The sequence below is a fragment of the Achromobacter sp. FW305-C-13 genome, assembly GCF_058783475.1.
This window is the reverse complement of record NZ_JBYSYN010000001.1, coordinates 1,828,363-1,850,573: the sequence shown is the minus strand read 5'-3', so window position 1 is coordinate 1,850,573 and position 22,211 is coordinate 1,828,363. Positions and strand designations below refer to the sequence as shown.

The following is a 22,211-nucleotide window of genomic DNA, read 5'->3' as shown; positions in this document are numbered from 1 at the left end:
ACCGACCATGGCAAGCAAGAAACCCGCAGGCAAGCCCCCCGCAGGCAAGGGCGGCGGTGCACTCGACACCGCTTATATGAATACCGATAGCGGTCCCGCTGCTGGTCCCGCCGGCAAGCCCGGCCATCCGGCCCTAAAGCGAGCCGCTGCCGTGGGCGCCACGGTGGCGGCCATCCCCCACAATGCCGACAAGGCCGCCGAATACGGCGCCGAGGCGGCACGCTGCCCGGTCACCGGTGCGCACGTACCCCTTGCCGATCCGTCCGTGGGCGCCAGCACCTTGTCGGAAAGCGAGGTCTCGGACAAGACCGTCGACGCGGCCGCCCCGGGCGTGAATGCCGTGGATGGCCGGCTGGCGCGCGTGCGCTCGGATGCCGGCGATCAGATGATGACCACGAATCAGGGCGTGCGCGTCGCAGACAACCAGCATTCGCTCAAGGCGGGCTTGCGTGGCCCGGCCTTGCTGAAAGACTTCATCCTGCGCGAGAAGATCACGCATTTCGACCATGAGCGCATCCCTGAACGCATCGTGCACGCGCGCGGCTCGGCCGCCCACGGCTACTTCGAATGCTACGAGGCGCTGACCGACCTGACGGCCGCGTCGCTGTTCGCCGAAAAGGGCAAGCGCACGCCGGTGTTCGTGCGCTTCTCTACCGTGGCGGGCGAACGCGGCTCCAAGGACACGGCGCGCGACGTGCGCGGCTTCGCGGTGAAGTTCTACACCGATGAAGGCAATTGGGACCTGGTGGGCAACAACATCCCCGTCTTCTTTATCCAGGACGCGATGAAGTTCCCGGATCTGGTGCACGCGGTGAAGGCCGAGCCGCATCATGGCATGCCCCAAGCCGCATCCGCCCACGACACGTTCTGGGATTTCGTGTCGCTGATGCCGGAATCCACGCACATGTTGATGTGGGTGATGTCTGACCGCGGCATTCCGCGCAGCTACCGCATGATGCAGGGCTTCGGGGTGCACACGTTCCGCTTCGTCAACGCCGAAGGCGAATCGCGGCTGGTGAAATTTCACTGGAATCCCGTGCTGGGCACGCATTCCCAGGTGTGGGACGAAGCGGTCAAAGTGTCGGGGGCCGACCCCGACTTTCACCGGCGCGACTTGTGGGAAGCCATCGACGCCGGCAACGGCCCAGAGTGGGAACTGGGCGTGCAGGTCTTTACAGAAGAAGAGGCGGAACGCTTCAGCTTCGACGTTCTGGACGCCACCAAGATCGTGCCCGAGGAACTGGTGCCGGTCAGGCCCATCGGGCGGATGGTGCTGGACCGCAACCCCGACAACTTCTTCGCGGAGACGGAGCAGGTCGCCTTCTGCACGGCGCACGTCGTGCCGGGGGTGGATTTCACCAATGACCCGCTGCTGGCCGGGCGCATCCATTCTTACGTGGACACGCAGATCTCGCGCCTGGGCGGCCCGAATTTCCACGAGATCCCCATCAATGCGCCGCTTGCCCCGGTGCACAACAACCAGCGCGACGGCATGCATCGCCAGGCCATCCATCGCGGACGGGTGGCTTATGAACCGAATTCGCTGGCGGGCGGCTGCCCGTTCCAGGCCGGCATGGAAGGTTTCGTGCCATTCCCGGAACCGGTGACGGGCGACGAACTGCGCGGCCATCCCGAGAAGTTCGCCGAGCACTACAACCAGGCCACGCTGTTCTTCAATAGCCAGACCGACTGGGAACAGCAGCACATCATCAACGCTTTCGCCTTTGAGCTAAGCAAGCTGACGGTGCCGGCAATCCGGCAGCGCATGGTGGCGTCGCTGCGCAACGTGTCGGACGAGCTGGCCATGGCCGTGGCCGACCAGTTGGGCATGGCCTTGCCCGAGCCCTTGCCGCGCGCCATCGCCGAGCCGCCCAAGCCCGAGGTCGAGGTGTCGCCGACGCTGTCGCTGACCGCAAGACCGGGCGATGGCGGCGTCGCCACGCGCAAGGTCGCCATCCTGGTGGCCGAAGGCGTGGACGGCGCGGCCGTGTCGGCCGTGGCGGATGCGCTGATCAAGGCAGGCGTGGTGGTGCGGCTGGTGGGCCAGCGCATCGGCCCCGTGCAGGCCGAGGACGGCAGCACGTTGGACGCGGACGCGTCGCTGGACAACCACCCTTCGGGGCTGTTCGATGGGGCCATCGTCCCGGGCGGCGAGGGCGCCGTGGGGCGCTTGCAGACGGACGGGCGGGCGCTGGAATTCCTGCGCGACGCCTTCCGCCACGGCAAGACGCTGCTGGCGTTGGGACGGGGCGGGCAGTTGTTCGGATCGGCGGGCATTGCGCCTGACGAGTCGGACGGAGGCCTGCTGATGGGCGGCGGCTCGCCGGCGAAAAGCGCGGGCCTGTTCATCGAGGCGCTGGCCAAGCACCGGCACCCCGAGCGTGAAACGGTGCCGCCCATGGTGTAGCGGCGGGCAGGCATCCGGGAAGATGGCGGGCAATTGCCCGCCATCATCAATAATGATTACAATTCCCATTCTTAAAAATCAGGAAGCGGTCGCGCTACGGCCATGTCGTCCTCGGAATCTCTGGAGCACCGCGAGCTGGGCTTGCTCTATCGCGACCATCACGGTTGGCTGCGCGGCTGGTTGTTGCGCCGCCTGAGCGTGCCCGCCGAGGCCGCCGACCTGGCACAAGACACTTTCCTCCGCTTGCTGGCTTCGCCCGCGTCCATGGCCCAATTGCAGGGCGTGCGGCAGCCGCGCAGCTTTCTGGCCACGGTGGCGCAACGCACGCTGGTCGACCACATTCGCCGCCAGGTGCTGGAACGGGCCTGGCTGGAAACCCTGGCGCAGCAGCCCGAGGCCCATGCGATCTCGCCCGAGACGCAGGCCATACTGCTGGAAACCATCCGCGAAATCGACGCCATGCTGCACGGCCTGGGCGACAAGGTGCGGCGCACTTTCCTCATGTCGCAGCTGGAAGGCGCAAGCTATGCCGACATCGCGGCCAAGCTGGGCGTGACGGTCAGCTCGGTCAAGAAGTACATGGCGCGCGCGACCGAGCACTGCCTGGTCTACGCCCTGGAACGACAGTAGGCGGCGATGGCGGACAAGACAATTACCGCGGCGGCGCAATGGTATGCGCGGCTATGCGCCGATGACGTCAGCGCGGCCGATGTGGCAGCGCATGGCCGCTGGCTGGCGGCCGACCCGGAACATGCCCGCATCTGGCGGCAGGTCGAACGGCTGCGCGGCACGCTGGGCGCGGCGCCTGCGCGGCTGGCCGCCGATACGCTGTACCGGGCCGACCATCACTTCACGCGGCGGCGCGCCGTGCTGCGTAACGGCCTGGGGGCGGTGGCGCTGCTTGGCGCCGGCGGCCTGGTGGCCTGGCGCACGCTACCGGTCGAGCGGATGGCGGCCAGTTATCTGGCCGACTACCGCATGGGAACGGGCGAACGACGTGAACTGGTCCTGACGGACGGCACCTTGCTGTGGCTGGACAGCGCCAGCGCGGTGGACGTGGCCGTGGACACGCGCGGCCGCCATATCACCGTGCACGCGGGCGAGATCCTGATTGATACCGAACACGCCGCGCAGGGCTTGCCGCCCTTGCGCGTGACAACGCTGCACGGCACGGTGCGCCCGCTGGGCACGCGTTTCACCGTCAACCGGCAAGACACGCAGACGCGCGTCGCGGTGCTGCGGCATGCGGTCGAACTGCTGCCCCTGGACGGAAGGCCGCCGCTGGTCCTGAATGCGGGCGAACAGGGCGTGCTGGAAGGGGCGGGCGCCCGCCATGACGGCGCCGTCACGGGCGAACCCGACGCCTGGACCCGCGGCCTCTTGATCGTGGATGGCTTGCGCCTGGACGACTTCATTGCGCAGCTGGACCGTTACCGTCCCGGCCGCCTCAGCTGCGACGAGGCGGTCGCGTCGCTGCGGGTGTCGGGCGCGTTCCCGATCGACGACACCGACCGCGCGCTGGCCGCCGTGGAACGCGCGCTGCCCGTCCGGGTGTCGCGTTTCACCCGCTATTACACCCGGGTCGTCGCCCGCGGTTGATTTATTTTCGCCTGGCATTGTCCTTTTTCCGTGCTCGTCCGACTTAGCAGGGATTACGTCGGATTTGATTCACGGAAAACCTCGAGCTTATGCCTTTCACTACGTCTTTCCATTGCCATCCCGGTCCGCTGGCGCCGATCGCGCGCGCCGTCTTTGTCGCCCTGATGGGGCTGGCGTCGGCGCCGCCTGCGCTGGCGCAAGCCGCGCCGTCAGCCGACGCCGCCCGCCGCTACGATGTGCCCGCGGGCCCGCTGGGCCTGGCGCTGGGCCGCTTTGCCGCCCAGGCGGGCGTGGTGCTGTCTTTCGACGCCCAGCTGACGCAAGGCAAGCAAAGCGCCGGCCTGCAAGGCGATTACGGCATTGCCTCGGGCCTGGCGGCCATGCTGGCGGGCACCGGGCTGGAGGCTGTCAGCCAGGGCGGCAACAACTACGGCCTGCGCGTGGCCGGTGCGCAGACGCTTGCCCCGGTCGAAGTGCTGGGCTCGCGCGAGCCCGCGCCCAGCGAAGGCACGGACTCGTACACGGTGGGCCTGTCCACCACCGCCACCAAGCTGCCGATGACCCTGCGTGAGACACCGCAATCGGTTTCGGTGATGACGCGCCAGCGCCTGTCGGACCAGGGGCTTAACACCCTGGAGGACGCCATCGCCAACACGCCGGGCCTGACCTTCAAGAAAAAGGGGTCGGCCGACGACAACGAAAAGGGCTTGTACGCCCGCGGCATGGAAATCACCAACATGCAGGTGGACGGCGTGCCCACGCACAAGGACTTCAATGCCCTGGGGCTGGACACCGCGCTGTACGACCGGATCGAAGTGGTGCGCGGTTCCACCGGCCTGTTGAACGGCGCGGGCAACCCCGCGGCGTCGATCAACCTGGTGCGCAAGCGGCCCACCCGCGAGTTCGAGGCGGGCGTGGGCGCGGCCGTCGGTTCCTGGGACTACAAGCGCACGGAATTCGACCTGGGCAGTCCGCTGGACGAATCGGGCAAGCTGCGGGGCCGGCTGGTCGGCGCGTGGCAGGAGGGCGGTTCGTTCGTTGACCGCGTCAAGCAGGATTCGCAATTGCTTTACGGCGTGGTCGAGGCGGATCTGGCCGAAAGCACCCTGCTGACGCTTGGCGCGGAATATCAGCGCAAGAAGTGCACGGCATGCTCGTACTTCGGCTTTCCGGCCGCTTATGCGGACGGCACCAAAACGGATTTCCCGCAGCGCTTCAACTCGGCGACCAACTGGAGCCGCCAGGACCGCACGCGCTACAACGTGTTCGCCACGCTGGACCACGAGTTCGCGCCGTTGTGGAAGGGTTCGGTAACCGTGTCCCGCACCGGCGACGACAACGACCGCACCTATGGCTGGTTCAGCAGCAACGGCTGGGCCAACCCGACGACGGGCCAGGGTGCGTCGGTGTGGGTGGCCAAATGGCCCATTCCCAAGACCCAGAATGCAGTCGACGCAAGCCTGACCGGCGCCTTCGACGCCTTCGGCCGCCAGCATGACCTGGTGGTGGGCGCAAGCGCATCGCGCACCAAGGGCGACTACGACACCTATCCGCTTTGGACCGCGCCGGGCTACGACCCCAAGATTCCCGACATCCGCCAGTGGAATGGCGACATGCCCGAACCGGACTGGCAGTCGACCGGCAAGCGCTATTACACCGAAAAGCAGGCGTCGATCTATGGCGCGGTCCGGCTGCGTCCGACCGACGCGCTGTCCGTGGTGCTGGGATCGCGGGTGACGTGGTGGGATCAACAGGCGTCCTACAACTACACCGATGGGTCGTCCTACCCGGACAACATGCGTGAGCAGGGCGTCTACACCCCCTATGCCGGCATCGTCTACGACCTGACCAGCACCTTGTCCGCCTATGCCAGCTACACGAGCATCTTCCAGCCCCAGCAGGCGCAAAGCGTGACGGGCGGCGTGCTGGAACCCATCAAGGGCAATACCTATGAGATTGGCCTGAAGTCGGCGTTCCTGGACGGTCGCCTGAATGGCTCGCTGGCCTTGTTCCGGACCCGTCAGGACAACTACGCCATGCTGGACGGCGACCGTCTGGCCCCGAATGGCGACAACGCCTACGTGGCCGTCGACGGCGCGGTGATGCGGGGCGTGGAAGCCGAAATCACCGGCGAACTGACGCCGGGCTGGCAGATGCAGCTCTCCTACGCCTATGTGGACCGCCGCCTGCCGCAAGGTTTCATCACGCAAGTCGGCCTGCCGCGCCACATCGCCAAGCTGTACACCACGTATCGCCTGCCGGGCGATCTAAGCGCCCTGACGGTGGGCGGCGGGGTGCGCTGGGAAAGCGGCAGCAACTATTCCAGCCGTGGCCCGGGCGGCCAGCCGCTGGAGTCGTCGCAAAGCGGTTATGCGCTGGTGGACCTGATGGCGCGTTACCAGTTCAACCGCCAGTGGTCGGCAACCTTGAACCTGAACAACATCTTCGACAAGAAGTACTACGCCAGCACCAACGTCTACAGCAACTACTATGGCGCGCCGTTCAGCGCCATGCTGGGCGTGAACTACAAGTATTGATCCGGCGGGGGGCCCGGCCGGACGCCGTGTCCGGCTGGGCCGTCCCGATCAGTCCAGCGTGATGTTCGCGCGCTTGGCTACGTCGCCGAACGTGCGCAGTTCGCGGGCGATCTGCTCCTGGAACGCCTGGCCCGGCAGGTAGACCGGCTCCAGCGCCAGATCCGACACTGCGCGGCGCACCTGCGGATCTTCCATGATCTTGGCAACCGCGCGGTTCAGCGTGTCGATGACCGGCGCAGGCGTGCGCGCGGGGGCGGCCAGCGCGTACCAGCCCACAAAGGACACTTGGGCAATGCCCGCTTCGGTGAAGGTGGGCACGTCCGGCAACTGCGGTACACGGTGTTCGCCCGTGACGGCCAGCGCGCGGACCTTGCCCGCGCGCACTTGCGGCGCGGCCGACGACACCGTGTCCACGCCCAACGCGACCTCGCCGCCGATCATGGCCGTGATCAATTGCGCGCTGCCTTTGTAAGGCACCGGCATCATCTTGGCGCCCACGGCTTCGGCAAACATTTCGCCAGCCAGGTGGGGCGCGGAGCCCGGGCCGAAGGTGCCGTACATCAGGCCGCCCTTGTCGCTTTGCTGCTTGGCGAGCGCGGCGGCTTCCTGCACCGTATTGGCCGCCAGCCCGTTCTGCGCCAACAGCACGACCGGGGCCATCGCAACGATGGCGATGTGTTCGTAGCTGTGCATCGGGTCATAGGGCAACGACGATTTCAGCGCCGGCAGCACGGTATAGGTCGTGCTGCCCGACAACAGCAGGGTGTAGCCGTCGGGCTGCGCGCGCGCCACGGCGTCGGCGCCGATCACGGTGGACGCGCCAGGGCGGTTCTCGACGATCACGGATTGCCCCAGGCTGCCCGACAGCTTGTTGGCCAGCAGCCGGGCCACCGCATCGGTGGCGCCGCCCGGCGTGAACGGCACGACGATCTTGATCGGCTGTTCGGGATACGCGGCAGGGGCCTCGCCCGCATAGGCGGCGACGGCAAGGTTGAACGCCATCACGGCGGCACAAAATCTAGCGGTCATGGCAAAGCTCTCGATCAGTCAAAAGGGGAAAGCGAAAAAGGGACGACGCATTCACGCGGTTTCCGAGGCCGCCGCCGCGTCGCGCAGGGCGGGGCCCTGGTCGCCCAGGTCCCAGAACAGGCCGGCCATGATGGCCAGCCCTTCGCGCGCCACGCTGCCCAGCAGGTGTTCATTGGGCGCATGCTGCGCGCAAGCCGGGTAGGAGTGCGGCACCCACAGGGTGGGCAAACCCAGTTGGTCGGCAAAGATATCGTTGGGCAACGAGCCGCCCAGATTGGGCAACAGCGCGGGCCGCTTGCCAGTCGTGCGTTCCAGCGACGCGGCGGCCCAGCGCACCCAGGCATTGTCGGGCGACAAACGCGTGGCGCCGGCCTGCATGCCGATCCGCACCTGCACGTCTGCAAACCCCGCCTGGCGCAGGTGTTCGCGCACATGGGTTTCCAGCGCGCGCCAGTCAGTGCCCACCACGAAACGCAGCTGGCACCAGGCCACGGCTTCCGCCGGGATCGCGTTCACGGGCTTGGCGGGATCGCCCGCGCCAAAGGTCAGGACGTCCAGGCTGTTCCAGCCGAATACTTTCTCGGGCGCGGACAGGCCGGGTTCGCCCCACCAGGCGTTGATCTCGGGGTCGTCTTCGCCGCCGCCCACGTGCAGGTCGGCCAACGCGTCAGCCACCGCGGCCGGGATGGGGGGCGGGCGCAGGCCGTCGACGGTGATGCGCCCCTTGGCATCCACCAGGGTGCCGATGGCATGCATCAGCACGATGGCCGGATTGGCCAGCAGGCCGCCCCAGTTGCCGGAGTGGTAACCGCGTTCGCGCGCGCGCAGCTTCAATTCGAAATTGACTGCCCCGCGCGATCCCATGAAAAGCGTGGGGCGTTCTGCATTCAGGCGCGGGCCGTCGCTGGCAATGAACACGTCGGCCGCCAGCGCCTCGCGCTGGGCTTCGCAGAAGGCGGCCAGGCCGGGCGAGCCCGCTTCTTCGCCGGTTTCGATGAGCCAGGTCGTGTTGAAACCCAGTTTGCCGTCCCGTGCGGCGATGACTTGCCGCAGCGCTTCCAGGTTGATGGAGTGCTGGCCTTTGTTGTCGGCCGTGCCGCGGCCGTACCAGCGGTCGCCCTCGACTTGCAGGCGCCAGGGATCGCGGCCCCCTTCCCATTTGGCGGCGTTGCCGCGCACGACGTCGCCATGGCCATACATCAGCACGGTCGGCAGGCCGGGCTGTTCGATACGGCGCGCGACCAGGATGGGCAGGTCGACCCCGGCGGGATTCGCGTGGACCTCACAGGAAAAGCCCAGCGCCGTCAGCAGCGGGATCAGGTCTTCGTTCAGGTAGGCATGCTGCGCGGGCGCCTGTTCCGGCACTTCGCTTTCCGTCGCGTAGGCGACGCGACGCGTCAACGTGGCCAGCAGGGCGCCGGAATCAAAGGCTTCAACGGCATGGAGGACGGCTTGTTCGCGAATCACATCGGCTCTCGGGTACGCAAAGGAAGCACAAAGTTATTACGCTTCACCCCGTGCCACAATTAGATAATTAGCATCTTTCCCATGCTTTTAAGGCATGGATTTGGAGCCCATCATGATTTCACTGGCCTTGCGGTATTTCCTGGAAGTCGTCCGTTGCGGATCGATTGCCGGGGCGGCCGCCGCCCAGCACGTGGCGGCTTCAGCCATCAGCCGCCAGATCGCCAAGCTGGAAGACGACCTGGGCATCGTGCTGTTCGAGCGCCAGGCGCGCGGCATGGCGCTTAGCGAAGCCGGCCGGCAGCTTGCGGCTTACGCCAACGCCGCCGCGTTGGAAGCCGAGCGCGTCACCACCCAGATCCGCCAGCGCGGCCACGTGGGCGACGTCACCATCCGGCTGGCGTGTACCGAAGGTTTCGCCCATCGCTTCCTGCCGCTCAGCATGGCCGAATTCAAGCAGGTACGGCCGCAAGCGCGGTTTCATCTGCATGTGGAGCGGCCCGAGGAGGTCAGCCGGCAGATCCTGGAAGGCCTGTCGCAGATTGCATTGCGCTATTCCACAGTGCAGGACGAACGCTTGAAGACCGAACTGCTGACGCGGGCGCCGGTGTACGCGGTGATGTGCCGGGATCATCCGCTGGCGGGCCGGCGCAGCGTGGGCATGCGGGATCTAGCGGACTATCCGCTGTCGCTGGGCGACCAGGGCACGACGGTGCGGCAACTGTTCGATACGGCCTGCGCGAACGCGGGGCTGCATATCGAACCGGCCTATGTGTCGAACCATTCGGCGGCGTTCCTGCCGATGCTGCCTGGCAGCCGGATCGTGGCGCTGACGGGGTATCTGACCCTGATGGGCCAGGTGGGCAGCGACAAATTGGCGGGCGTGCCGTTCACGAATCCGGAAATGCGGCAACGAAGCATCCAGGTGCTGACGTTGCAGGGCAGGAGCCTGCCGCTGCTGGCGCGCGAGTTCCTGGCGTTCATGGCCGAACGGTTGACGGCGGCGACGCGGTTGCCGGAGTAAGCCCGCCGAATTGGCTCCCGCGAGTGAAGACGGCCGCGGGGGCCAGGATTACTTGGGCGTCGCGTCGTCGTTGGCCTCGTTTGTGTGCTCAAGCGGCATGTCGATATGACAGGCGATGCCGTCCGGCTTGAAGTCGATAGAAGTCTTGGCGCGTAGCGCGACGACGAGCGTTTGCTCGATCAATTCACGGCCGTAGCCCTGATGCGTCGCGTCCGGCGCGGCGGGAAGGCCGGACTCCGCCCAATCCAGGACCATGTGCTCGGTGTCGCCGTCGCGGCGTTCGATGCGCCATTTGACGTCGAGCCGGCCCGATTCATAGCGCAACGCGCCGTATTTCACGGAATTGGTCGCCAGTTCGTGGACGGCCAGCGCCAGCGTCTGGATGCGTTCCGGACTGATGAGGACCTCGGGGCCGTTGATCGTGACCTGGCGCTCGTTACCCACCGCGTCAAGTTCGCGATGCACGACGCCGCTGAAGTCGATCTTTTCCCCGTTGGTTTCGCTCAGCATGCCCTGCACGCGGCTCAGGGCGGCCAGACGCGTGTCCAACCGCTGGAAGGGTTCGCCGTCGCCCAAGGTGCGCCGCGCCACGCTCTGCACCAGCGCCAGCAAATTGCGGGTCCGGTGCTGCAATTCGGATATCAGGACGCGGTGGCGTCGTTCGGCGCGGGTGATGAGCGTGATGTCGATGAACGTCACGACGACGCCGTCGACCTGGCTGTCGCTGCTGCGGTAAGGCACCAGGCGCAGCAGGTAGTGCTTGCCGTCCAGGGTGCCGGCGATGCGGCGTTCGATTGGCTGATAGTGGGTGTAGACCTGGGCGATGTCGTTGGCGAAAGAGGGCAGGTCGAAACGACTGGCCAGATCGGTGATGGGGCGGCCGCAGTCGCTGGGCAGGATGTTGAAGACGTCGCCCATGGCCGGCGTGAAGCTGCGGATGATCAGGTCGCGGTCCAGGAACAGCGTGGCGATCGCCGTGCTTTCAAACAGGTTGTGCAGGTCGCTGTTGCTGCGGTCCAGCTCGTCGACCTTGCCGTGGAGTTCGGCGTTGACGGTGTGCAGCTCTTCGTTCAGCGACACCAGCTCTTCTTTGGAGGCCTCCAATTCCTCGTTGGTGGACTGGAATTCCTCGTTGACCGACACCAGCTCTTCATTGGAGGACTTCAGTTCCTCCAGCGCGGTCTCGTATTCCTCGATCATGGATTGCAGGCGCTCGCGCGTGTCGCGCAGTTCCAGCTCGATCTGCTGGGCGGCGCCTTGCTGCGTGATGCTGCTGTGCGTGTGGGCGTCGTCGCGGTTCAGCGGGGGGCCGTGGTCGGCAAACAGGATCAGGAACAGCGGCTCGTTTTCCTTGTGGTCGGCCAGGGGCTCCACGGTCAGGGTCACCATCTGGACGCGGCCATCCTCGCCTTCCACGGCCACGCTCTCACGTACCGCGGGCCGGCCGGTTTCCGCGGCCTCGTGCAACAGCGTGCGCAGGTCCAGGCGCAGCCCCTTACGCGCCAGGGTCAGCACCTGGCGCGTCGGCACGCCGGCGGCGGCTTCCAGGTACTTGCCGGTGCGTCCGGAGTAGTAGACGATGTCGCCGTCGCGGTTGACCAGCACGTGGGGCGGCGCATGTTGCGCCAGTACCTGGCTATCGACGGATTGGCGCAGCGCCGAGGCGCCGGTCTGCGCGCGACGCAGCGCGGAATGGGGCAGGTCCGGTTTATGCATGGAGGGCAGGGTGATCGTGGGACGTGGCTGCGCGCCGATATCCGTGCGGCGCTGGAAGATCCGGTGCTTCTTGTTGATTGGGCTGAACAGGTCGTTGAACTGGGTGACGTTTTCCGACATGCCCAAGAACAGATAGCCGCCCGGGCGCAACGCATAGTGGAAGGTGGGGATGACCTGTTTCTGGATGCCGCCGCCGAAATAGATCAGCAGATTGCGGCACGATACCAGGTCGATCCGGGAAAACGGCGGGTCGCGCAACACATTGTGCGGCGAGAAAATGCACAGGTCGCGCACCGCCTTGCTGACCACGTAACTGTCGCCATCGGCCACGAAATAGCGCTCGCGCCGCGCTGCCGATACCCCGTCAAGCAAGGCGGCGGGATATCGCGCCGCCCGCGCCACGGCCAGGGCGCGGTCGTCGATGTCGGTGGCGAAAACCTGCACGCGGGGCGCCGTCGGCAGGGTGTCCAGGTGTTCGCGCAGCAGGATCGCCAGGGAGTAGACCTCTTCGCCCGTGGCGCAGCCGGGCACCCACAGGCGTATGGTTTCCGTCGCGCCGCGGTCTTTCAGCAGTTGCGGAATGACCTGTTCCTGCAACGATTCGAAGGCTTCAGCATCGCGAAAGAAATTCGTGACGCTGATCAGCAGGTCGCGAAACAGCGCGCCCGCCTCCTGCGAGTTCTGCTTCAGGAATTCGACATACGCGGCCAGAGTGGGCATCTGGTTCACATGCATGCGGCGTTGCACGCGGCGCATGAAGGTCTTGCTTTTATAGCCGCTGAAATCGTGGCCGATGCGGGTCCGCAGCAAGGCGTAGATCTCGTGCTTGGCGGCTTCCAGCCGGCCGCGCTCTGGCCCCTGGGCCGCGGCGTCGTCCAGGTCGTCCAGATGCCCCAGCCTGGCCGCGAAATCAACCAGTTTCACGCCCATTTGATCGGCCGGCACGATGAAGTCCACCAGGCCGGTGGCGATCGCGCTGGCGGGCATTTCCGGGCTGCTCGGCCCGAACCCGTCGGCCGACTGCGCCAAGGTCAACCCGCCTTGCTCCTTGATGGCCTTGATGCCCAGCGTGCCGTCGGAATCCCCGCCGGACAGCACGACGCCCGCCGAGCATTCGCCGCGATCCAGCGCCAGAGACGTGAAGAACAGGTCGATCGGACGGGGGCCGCGTTGCTCGGGTACCCGTTGGCGCAGCCGCAGGCGACCTTCATGGATCGACATCACCGCATCGGCGGGCAGGACGTAGACGTTGTCGACCAGGACTTCCGCGTCCTGGATGGCCGCCTGGACCTTCAGGCCGGTGTAATGCTGGATCACCTCGGGCAGGTGGCTTTCGCGCGCGGGGCTCAAATGGGTGAGCACGACGAAAGCCAACCCCGGCTTTGGGGGCACGCCGCGAAAAAAGCCTTCCAACGCTTCGACGCCGCCGGCGGAAGCGCCAATACCCACAATGGGAAATTCCGTTTGCACAGTCATGGTCTCTTCGGCCTGATCAATCACGTAAACAGCGTTTGAAGCGTCAACGAATCAGAAACCGGGGATAGGTGCGCCACGGGATGCGGAAAAACAGTGGGTGGCGCGGGCGCGTGCATAGTCCCCTTTTTCTGCGTCGGCGACGGAACGCCGTGGTTACGCGCTGTTATCGGAATACACGCAGCGACATTACCATGGACGCCTGGGGATTGATATGCGAAGCACTGGTCCTGCCGGACTAGGGCGATGGGACTACGCCGTGCGGGGCCGTGTGGAGCGGACTTTCAGCCGCAGCCGTTCCAACGCCAAGTAGACGATCGGCGTCGTGTACAGCGTCAGGAACTGGCTGATCATGAGGCCGCCGACGATCGCGATGCCCAGCGGGCGCCGCAGTTCGGAGCCTTCGCCCATGCCCAGCACAAGCGGCAGCGCGCCTAGCAGCCCCGCAAGATTGGTCATGACGATGGGCCGCAGGCGCAGCATTGCGGCGCGGTGGATGGCCTGTTCAGGCGTCAAACCTTCCCGCCGTTCCAGGCTGAGCGCGAAGTCGATCATCAGGATGGCGTTCTTCATGACGATGCCGACAAGCAGGAACAGCCCCAGCAGCGCAATCAGGGTGAACTCGATGTTGGCTAAGCGCAACGCCAGCAGCGCACCCACGCCCGCCGAAGGCAGTGTCGACAAGATGGTCAGCGGATGCAGCGGGCTTTCATACAGGATGCCCAGCACCAGATAGATGGCGACGAGCACCGCCAGGATCAGCCAGGGCTGGTCTTGCACGCTTTGCTGGAAGTTGCGGGCGTCGCCGCCCAGCCGCGTCTGGATGGATGACGGCACCATCAGCTTGGCCATAGTGGCGTCGATGGCGGCCAGCCCTTGTTCCAGGGACACGCCTTCGGCCAGCGAGAAGCCGACGCCTACGGCTGCGAACAGCCCGTCGTGGAAGACGCGGTCGTTGACCAGGCCGTTTTCGTACGTCGCGAACGCCGTCAACGGCACGCGCGTGCCGTCGGCGGCCACGACCTGCACCTGTTCCAGCACCTCGGGGTCTTCGGTGTAGCGGGGGTCCAGTTCCAGCACCACCCGGTACTGGTTCATCGCGTCGTACAGGGTAGCCACCTGGCGCTGGCTGAAGGAATTGCTGAGCACGCTGCTGATCGTGTTCATGTCCACGCCCAGGCGCTGCGCGGCGCTGCGGTCGATGTTGATCACGACCTGCTGGGTGGCGCCATCGCCTTCGGCATCCACGTCGCGCAGCTCCGGGATGGCTTGCATGGCCTTGGAGATCTTGCGCGACCATTCGCGCAGGGCGGGCACGTCGCTGGCCATGATGGCCAGCTCGTGGTCGCCCGAGTTGCCGAAGCCGCCGGGCATGCGCAGGTCCTGGTCCACGTTCAGGAAGAACATGCCGCCCGGCACCGCCGGAGAGTTCGTACGCAGCCAGTTGATGACCTCGGTCGAGGACTCGTCGCGCTGGGACACGGGTTTCAGCCGGATCAGGAACAGCGAATTGCTGATGCCCAGCCCGCCGCCGTTGTAGCCGATGACGTCCTGCACGGCCGGGTGCTTGAGCACCAGTTGGCGGTACTGGTCGATCTTGGGCTGCATGACCTGGAACGAGAACCCGTCGTCGCCACGCACGAAGCCGACCAGCTGGCCGGTATCTTGCACCGGCAAAAAGCCCTTGGGGGCGTCCACATACAGGTAGACGTTCAGGCCGATGACGCCCGCCAGCAGCAACAGCGTCAGTCTCGCATGGCCCAGCACACGGGCCAGCGACGCGCCGTACCAGTCGTGCACCCGCGCAAACGCCGCCTGCATGCGAGAGGGCCGAGGGGGCGCCGCCTGATGCGCCGCGCCCGGCTTGAGCCAGCGCGCGCACAGGGCGGGGATGATGGCCACCGACACTACCAGCGAGATCACCGTGGCCGCCACCAGCGTGATCGAGAATTCGCGGAACAGCCGTTCCACCAGCCCGCCCATGAACAGGATGGAGACGAACACCACGCTAAGCGCCACGGTCATGGCGACCAGCGTGAAACCGACTTCCCGCACGCCGCGTAGCGCCGCCTTTCTGGGCGACAGGCCCCGTTCGATGTGCCGCGAGATGTTCTCCAGCACGACGATCGCGTCGTCCACCACCAGGCCGGCGGCCACGATCAGCGCCATCAGCGACAGGTTGTTCAGCGAAAAGCCCCACACGTACATGACGGCGAAAGTGGCGATCAGGCAGACCGGAATGGCCACGCTGGGGATCGCCGCCGCGCGCGCATTGCCCAGGAACAGCCACACGACCAGGATGACCAGCGCCGTGGCCAGCGCCAGCGTGACGTGCGCTTCGCGCAGCGTGGCATTGATGCCGGGCGAACGGTCCAGCGCCACGGTCAGGTCCACGTCGGCTGGCATCAGCGCGCGCAGGCCGGGCAGGGCCTCGTTGATGGCCTTGATGGTTTCGATGATGTTCGAGCCGGGCTGGCGGCTGATGGTCAGCACGACGGCTGGGTTACGGTTGTGAAAGCCGCTGCTGTAGCGGTTTTCCACCGAATCGCTGACTTTCGCCACCTGCGCCAGCCGGATGACGGCGCCATCTTCGTGGCGCACGATCAGGCTTTCGTATTCCTGGGCGGTGCGCGGCTGGGCTGGCGTGCCGACTTCCCAGCGCTGGCCGGCCGAATCCAGCTGGCCCTGCGGGCGCATGGGCGCCGCATCCGAGATGGCCGCGCGCACCTCATCCAGCGCCACGCCATAGTGGGCCAGTGCGTTGGGATTGACCTGTACTCGCACGGCGGGCAGCGAACTGCCGCCCATCGTCACTTCGCCCACCCCGTTGATCTGCGAGATTTTCTGCGCCAGCACCGTCGCGCCTAGATCGTAGAGCTGGCCGGCCGGGCGGGTAGGGGAGCTGAGCGCCAGCGCCATGATGGGCGCCTGCGACGGGTTGATTTTGCGGTAGCTGGGGTTGCCCGGCATGCCCGCGGGCAACTCGGCGCGGGCCGCGTTGATGGCGGCCTGCACGTCGCGCGCCGCTTCGTTGATGTCGCGGTCCAGGTCGAACTGCAACTGGACGCGCGTGGCGCCCTGGTTGCTGGACGAGGTCATGGCGCTGACGCCGGCGATGCTGCCCAAGGCGCGCTCCAGCGGCGCGGCCACGGTGCTGGCCATGCTTTCGGGGCTGGCGCCCGGCAGGTCGGCACGCACTTCGATGGTGGGGAAATCCACCTGGGGCAGCGGCGCCACCGGCAACAGGCGCCAGGCCACCGCGCCCAGCAGTGTCAGCGCCAGCGCCAGGAAGATGCAGGCGACCGGCCGGTGCAGCAACGCCCGGATCATGCCGCGGGCCCGTCAGTCCGGGCGGGCTTGGCGGCAACGCCACGCCGCGGGCCCAGGCGGTGGAAGAACAGGTAGACCGCGGGGGTGGTGAACAGCGTCAGCACCTGGCTGACCAGCAGCCCACCCACCATGACCCAGCCCAGCGGCTGGCGCAATTCGGCGCCGGAGCCCGTGGCCAGCATCAACGGCAGCGCGCCGAACAAGGCGGCCAGCGTCGTCATCAGGATGGGGCGCAGGCGCAGCAGCGCGGCCTCGCGGATGGCGGCTTCAGGCGGCAGGCCGCGCGCGCGCTCGGCTTCCAGCGCGAAGTCCACCATCATGATGCCGTTCTTCTTCACCAGCCCGATCAGCAGGATGATGCCGATGACGGCGATCAGGTCCAACGGCCGGCCTGTCAGCAGCAGCGCCAGCAGCGCGCCCACCGTGGCCGACGGCAGGGTCGAAAGGATGGTGACGGGGTGGATGGCGCTTTCATACAGCATGCCCAGCACCAGATACATCGTGACCACAGCAGCCAGCATCAGCCACAGCGTGTTGGACAGCGACGCCTGGAACGCCGACGCCGCGCCCTGCAGGCGCAGTTCGACGCTGGGCGGCATGCCGATGTCGCGCTGGGCCGTGTCGATGGCGGCGATGGCCTCGCCCAGTGAGCCGCCCGGCGGCAGGTTGAACGACAGGTTCACCGCGGGGAATTGCGACAGGTGGTTCACGGCCAGCGGCACCGCGCGTTCGCTGACGGTGGCCAGCGCCGACAGCGGAATCGCCTGGCCGTCTTCGGTCTGCAGATGGATGCGTTCCAGCGCGTCGGGGCTCAAGGCCAGGCGCCGGTCCACTTCCAGCACCACGCGGTACTGGTTGGACTGAGTGAACAAGGTGGCGACCTGGCGCTGGCCGAACGCGTTGTACAGCGTCTGCACCACGTCGTCCATCGTCACGCCCAGCCGCGCGGCGGTGTCGCGGTTGACTTGCAGGAAGGCCTGGCGGCCGTCGCCTTGCAGGTCGGACGAGACCTCGGCCAATTCGGGCGATTGCGCCAGGCGCTGCATCAGTGCGTGGCTCCACTGGGTCAGCAGCGCGCTGTCGGGCGAGGTCAGCGTGAACTGGTACTGGCCCCGGCTGACGCGGTCTTCGATGTTCAGTTCCTGCACGGGCTGCAGGAAGAGCGAAATGCCCTGCACCTCGCGAGCGCGGGAGTCCAGCCGGGCCATGATGTCTGCCAGCGGGGCGCTGCGCTCGGCCCAGGGCTTCAGGTTGATCAGCAGACGCCCGGTGTTCAGCGTGGTGTTCATGCCGTCGATCCCGATGAACGACGACAGGCTCTGCACGTCGGGGTCGGCCAACAGGGATTGCGCCACCGCTTGCTGGCGACGCGACATGGCGTCGAATGAGGTGTTCTGCGACGACTGGGTTACGCCTTGCAGCACGCCGCCGTCCTGCACCGGGAAGAATCCCTTGGGCACCGCCAGGTACAGCAGGCCCGTCAGCACCACGGTGGCCACCATGACCAGCAACGTCAGGCGCTGGTGGCGCAAGGTCACGTCCAGCCAGCCGGCGTAGCGGGCCTGCACGCGGTCCAGCAGCCCGGGACGGGATTCCACGTGCGCGGGCAGCAGGCGCGCGCACATCATCGGCGTCAGGGTCAGCGACACCGCCAGCGATATCAGGATGGCCACCGCCAGCGTGATGGCGAATTCCCGGAACAGCCGGCCCACCACGTCTTCCATGAACAGCAGCGGAATCAGCACGGCGATCAGCGACAGCGTCAGCGACACGAGGGTGAAGCCGATCTGGCCGGCGCCTTTCAGCGCGGCCGACATGGGGCTGTGGCCCTGCTCGCGGTAGCGCGCGATGTTCTCCAGCATGACGATGGCGTCGTCCACCACGAAGCCCGCGCCGATGGTCAGCGCCATCAACGTCAGGTTATTGGTGGAAAACCCGGCAAGATGCATGAACCCGAAGGTGCCGATCAGGGACAGCGGCACCGCCAGGCTGGGGATCAGGGTGGCGGGCAGGTTGCGCAGGAACAGGAAGGTCACCAGTACCACCAGGCCCACGGCGAACACCAGTTCCCACTGCACGCCGCGGACCGACGCACGGATGCTCTCGGTGCGGTCGGTCAGGATGCGCACCTGAGCCGCGGCGGGCAGGCTGGCCGTCAGCTGGGGTAGCAGCGCCTTGACCTGATCGGCCACGGCGATGACGTTGGCGCCAGGCTGGCGCTGGATGTTGACCAGCACGGCGGGCTGCTTGTCGACCCAGGCGGCCAGGTAGCGGTCTTCAGCGCCGTCCTCGATCGTGGCGACCTGGCCCAACCGCACCGGGGCGCCGTTCTTCCAGGCGACGATCAGCTCGCGGTATTCCTCCGCGCTTTGCAACTGGTCGTTGGCGTCCATGATGACCGAGCGCACCGGGCCGTCGAAGCTGCCTTTGGGCTGGTTCGAATTGGCCTTGCTGATGGCTTCCTGCACGTCGGACAGCTGCAGGCCGCGGGCGGCCAGCGCCATCGGGTTGACCTGCACCCGCACGGCCGGGCGTTGTCCGCCGGCCAGGCTGACCATGCCCACGCCGGACAGTTGCGACAGGCGTTGCGTCATCCGCGTGTCCACCAGGTCGTAGACCTTGGGCAGCGGCAGTGAATCGGACGTGACGGCCAGCGTCAGGATGGGCACGTCGGCGGGGTTGACCTTGCGGTAGATGGGGGGCGTGGGCAGGTCCGTCGGCAGCAGCGAGCCGCTGGCGCTGATGGCGGCCTGCACTTCCTGTTCCGCCACGCCCAGGGATACGTCCAGCGAGAACTGCAGCGTAATCACCGAAATGCCGCTGCCGCTGGTGGACGACATCTGTTTCAAGCCTGGGATCTGCCCGAATCGCCGCTCCAGCGGCGCCGTGACCGCGCGTGCCGTGACGGTCGGACTCGCCCCGGGGTACTGGGTCGTGACCTGGATGATCGGGTAATCCACCTGCGGCAGGGCGGCGACCGGCAGCATGCGCCAGGCCAGGATGCCCGACAGCAGCAAGGCGATCATCAGGAAGGACGTTGCGACCGGGCGCAGGATGAAAGGGCGTGACAGGCTCATGCGCGGATCAGGTAAGGGGCGGGACGGCAAGGGGCTCGACGATCTGGACGTCGCGTCCGTCGTGCAGGCGGTCCACGCCTTCGACTACGACGCGCTCGGCAACGGCCAGGCCTGCTTCCACGACCACGTGGCCGGCGTTGGCGGAACCCAGTTGCAGGACCCGGCGCGTGGCGCGCTGGTCGTCGCCGATGACGAACACGAAGGCGCCTTCGGAGCCATATTGCACGGCGGCCGACGGAATGGTGATGACGTTGTCCTGCTGCACCACGGCCAGCCTGATGTTCACGAACTGGTTGGGAAACAGCGATTCGTCGGCGTTGTCGAAGCGGGCGCGCAGGCGGACGGTGCCACTGGCTGCCTGGATGCGGTTGTCCAGCGCTTCCAGGGTGCCTTCGGCCAGGATGCGGCGGTCGTCCGCGTCCCAGGCCTGCACGCGCAGCACCGTCGTCTTGGCCTGCGCCCGGCGCAGGATGTCCAGCCGGGTCTCGGAAATGCTGAAGATCGCCGAAATCGGCATCGTCTGCACCAGCGTGGTCAGGCCGTTGGCGTCGTCGGCCCGCACGTGGTTGCCGGCGTCGATGCGGCGCAGGCCGATGCGGCCGTCCTGCGGGGCGATGATGCGCGTATGACCCAGCAGGCGTTCGGCATCGGCGACTTGGGCCCGGTTCAATTGGCGCTGCGCGGTGTACGCACGCACCTGGGCTTCGGCGGTATCCAGTTGCTGGCCCGCCACGGATTCCTGGCGCGCCAGGCGCCGGTAGCGCTGCAAATCGGCCTGGGCGTTGTCCAGCAGCGCCTGGGTGCGCGCCAGTTCTCCCTCGGCGGCGGCCAGCGCGGCCAGGTAGGGCCGGGCGTCGATCTCGGCCAGCAATTGGCCCCGCGTGACGGCCTGGCCTTCGGTGTAATGCAGGCGGACCAGTTCGCCGTCGACCTGGCTGCGCAAAGTCACCTGCGCCAGCGGCGTGATGGTGCCCAGCGCGTGCAGATCGCGTTGCAGCGGGCCCATGCGGGCGGCGGCTACGCTGACAGCCACGGGAATTTGCCCGTATTCGGGCGGGCGGGCGGGGGCGGGGCCTTGACTCCCCATCAACCCGTACGCAACCGCGATCAGCACGGCCAGCAACAGGGCGGCGGCGATCAGGATCAGGCGCTGGGTTCGGGAAGGGTGGCCCGCGAAAGAGGGCAGTGACATCTGGGCTGCCAGTCAGGATGTTGCGGACAGCCGAGATTCTATATTAATAATAATGATTAGCGTTATTAACGAAGGTTTTCAAGAGGGGTTTTCGCCATATGGTTGTCTGGAATTCAACGTAAAATCCGGCCGTCGCCGCGAAGTACCGGCGCAATGCGCCTCTTCTACGGCATGTACGTCGATCTCCATACCCTATATCTCCTTATCATCGGGACGCTGCTGGCCAGCGCGGGGATGATCTTCTGGGAGCTTCGGGCCCATCCCCTGCGCAGCAAGACGCTGCGCATGCTGGGAACCGGCTTTGCCACGTTGGCGATGGGATGCGTGCTGGTCCTGTTCCGGCGGGATCTTCCCGGAGCGTTCGGCTCGGCGCTCAGCAACCTTGTCATTCTCTCGGGTTACCTGCTGGTGCTCAACGGCGTGGCGTCCCTGCGGGGGCGTCAATACCGCGCCGGGTCCGTGGCGCTGCTGGCGCTGATGGCGCTGGTGTGGGCGGTGGCCGGGACGCGATGGCAGGATGTCGTGTGGGCCTACGCCAGCGCGGTGCCGATTGCCCTGATCAGTGGCATGACGTCGCTGGAGATGCTGCGGTGCCGAGCCATGCAAGCGCTGCCGGCCCGACGGATCATCGTGATGGTGACGGCCATTCATGCGTTGCTGTATGCCGGCCGCGCGGGCGTGCTGCCCTGGATGGTGGCGACCTTCGGCCAGGAGGTGTTGTGGGCCGCCAGCAACATCACCATGTACGAGGGCGTGCTGTATTCGGTCATTTTGCCCATGACGCTGGTCAAGCTGATCCGCGAAGAGACGCATGGCCAATTGCTGCAGGAATCCCAGACCGACTATCTGACCCGGCTGGGCAACCGCCGATGGTTCTTCGAGCAGGGCGCGCGCGTCATCGGCGGCCCGGCCGGGCAGGGCCCCGTTGCCATGCTTGCGTTCGACCTTGACCATTTCAAATCGATCAACGACCTGCACGGCCACGAAACGGGCGACAAGGTCCTGACCTCGTTTGCGGGCGTGGCGCAAGGCACGGTCGGCCCGGCCGCCGTGCTGGCCCGGATCGGCGGCGAAGAGTTCGCGTGCCTGCTGTCGGGCGACGACGCGCGCCGCGCCCACTTGCTGGCCGAAGCCATCGTCAGGCGTTTTGCCGAGACGATGGTGGATCCCGCGCGGGGCGTGGGGATACCGGCCACCGTCAGCGTCGGCCTGGCGCAGTTCGACGGCGACGTGCCGCCGTTGGCCGCCGGCCTTGCCGCGGCAGACCATGCGCTGTATCGCGCGAAGGCGCTAGGCGGCAATCGCGTCGAATTGGCACGCCTGGGCGCAAGTTCCGCCGCGGCGTGACGGGCTAGTCGTTATA

Annotated in this window: 12 protein-coding genes; 6 read left to right on the top strand and 6 right to left on the bottom strand. The window is 66.8% G+C overall.

Annotated elements, in window-relative coordinates; translation table 11 throughout:
• Positions 1-7 precede the first annotated feature (7 nt).
• The 4 genes from AC3WMU_RS08235 (at position 8) to AC3WMU_RS08220 (ending at position 6,543) form a co-directional block, all read left to right on the top strand.
• Positions 8-2,407 (top strand): catalase, encoded by a 2,400-nt coding sequence (locus AC3WMU_RS08235; protein WP_006223264.1) that lies wholly within the window; start codon positions 8-10, stop codon positions 2,405-2,407.
• A gap of 102 nt (positions 2,408-2,509) precedes the next feature.
• Positions 2,510-3,037 carry a sigma-70 family RNA polymerase sigma factor gene (locus tag AC3WMU_RS08230; protein WP_280027472.1) on the top strand — a complete coding sequence of 176 codons (528 nt, stop codon included), beginning with the start codon at positions 2,510-2,512 and terminating at the stop codon, positions 3,035-3,037.
• A gap of 6 nt (positions 3,038-3,043) precedes the next feature.
• Positions 3,044-4,006, top strand: coding sequence for a FecR domain-containing protein (locus tag AC3WMU_RS08225; RefSeq protein WP_280027473.1), 963 nt, complete (start codon positions 3,044-3,046; stop codon positions 4,004-4,006).
• Between the two features lie 89 nt (positions 4,007-4,095).
• On the top strand, positions 4,096-6,543 hold the full coding sequence (locus AC3WMU_RS08220; protein WP_492282162.1) for a TonB-dependent siderophore receptor: 2,448 nt from the start codon (positions 4,096-4,098) through the stop codon (positions 6,541-6,543).
• A 48-nt stretch (positions 6,544-6,591) separates the two neighbouring features.
• Here AC3WMU_RS08220 and AC3WMU_RS08215 read toward each other — a convergent pair whose 3' ends face one another.
• Both AC3WMU_RS08215 and AC3WMU_RS08210 read right to left on the bottom strand, forming a co-directional pair.
• The gene (locus AC3WMU_RS08215) at positions 6,592-7,572 is read right to left on the bottom strand and encodes a Bug family tripartite tricarboxylate transporter substrate binding protein (RefSeq protein WP_492282161.1); all 981 of its coding nucleotides are present in this window, start codon (positions 7,570-7,572) and stop codon (positions 6,592-6,594) included.
• Positions 7,573-7,623: 51 nt separating this feature from the next.
• A complete protein-coding gene (locus AC3WMU_RS08210) occupies positions 7,624-9,039 on the bottom strand; it encodes a M20 family metallopeptidase (protein ID WP_454676796.1) in 1,416 nt (471 codons plus the stop codon).
• 112 nt (positions 9,040-9,151) lie between these two features.
• Here AC3WMU_RS08210 and AC3WMU_RS08205 point away from each other — a divergent pair, with 112 nt between their 5' ends.
• Positions 9,152-10,060: a LysR family transcriptional regulator gene (locus AC3WMU_RS08205; RefSeq protein WP_035212671.1), complete on the top strand. Its 909-nt coding sequence runs from the start codon at positions 9,152-9,154 to the stop codon at positions 10,058-10,060.
• A 48-nt stretch (positions 10,061-10,108) separates the two neighbouring features.
• On the opposite strand, the gene AC3WMU_RS08200 is transcribed toward AC3WMU_RS08205, so the two are convergent.
• From AC3WMU_RS08200 to AC3WMU_RS08185, 4 genes are all read right to left on the bottom strand, one after another.
• Positions 10,109-13,252 (bottom strand): CheR family methyltransferase, encoded by a 3,144-nt coding sequence (locus AC3WMU_RS08200; protein ID WP_492282160.1) that lies wholly within the window; start codon positions 13,250-13,252, stop codon positions 10,109-10,111.
• A 249-nt stretch (positions 13,253-13,501) separates the two neighbouring features.
• Positions 13,502-16,579, bottom strand: a complete 3,078-nt coding sequence (locus AC3WMU_RS08195; protein WP_424625946.1) for an efflux RND transporter permease subunit — start codon at positions 16,577-16,579, stop codon at positions 13,502-13,504.
• On the bottom strand, positions 16,576-19,656 hold the full coding sequence (locus tag AC3WMU_RS08190; RefSeq protein WP_280027481.1) for a multidrug efflux RND transporter permease subunit: 3,081 nt from the start codon (positions 19,654-19,656) through the stop codon (positions 16,576-16,578). Before AC3WMU_RS08190 ends, AC3WMU_RS08195 begins: the two co-directional genes overlap by 4 nt.
• 7 nt (positions 19,657-19,663) lie before the next feature.
• Entirely contained in the window at positions 19,664-20,848 is a 1,185-nt protein-coding gene (locus tag AC3WMU_RS08185; RefSeq protein WP_280027483.1) for an efflux RND transporter periplasmic adaptor subunit, read from the bottom strand.
• A gap of 171 nt (positions 20,849-21,019) precedes the next feature.
• Between AC3WMU_RS08185 and AC3WMU_RS08180 the strand changes: the two genes are divergently transcribed.
• The gene (locus tag AC3WMU_RS08180) at positions 21,020-22,195 is read left to right on the top strand and encodes a GGDEF domain-containing protein (RefSeq protein WP_492282364.1); all 1,176 of its coding nucleotides are present in this window, start codon (positions 21,020-21,022) and stop codon (positions 22,193-22,195) included.
• Positions 22,196-22,211: the final 16 nt, after the last annotated feature.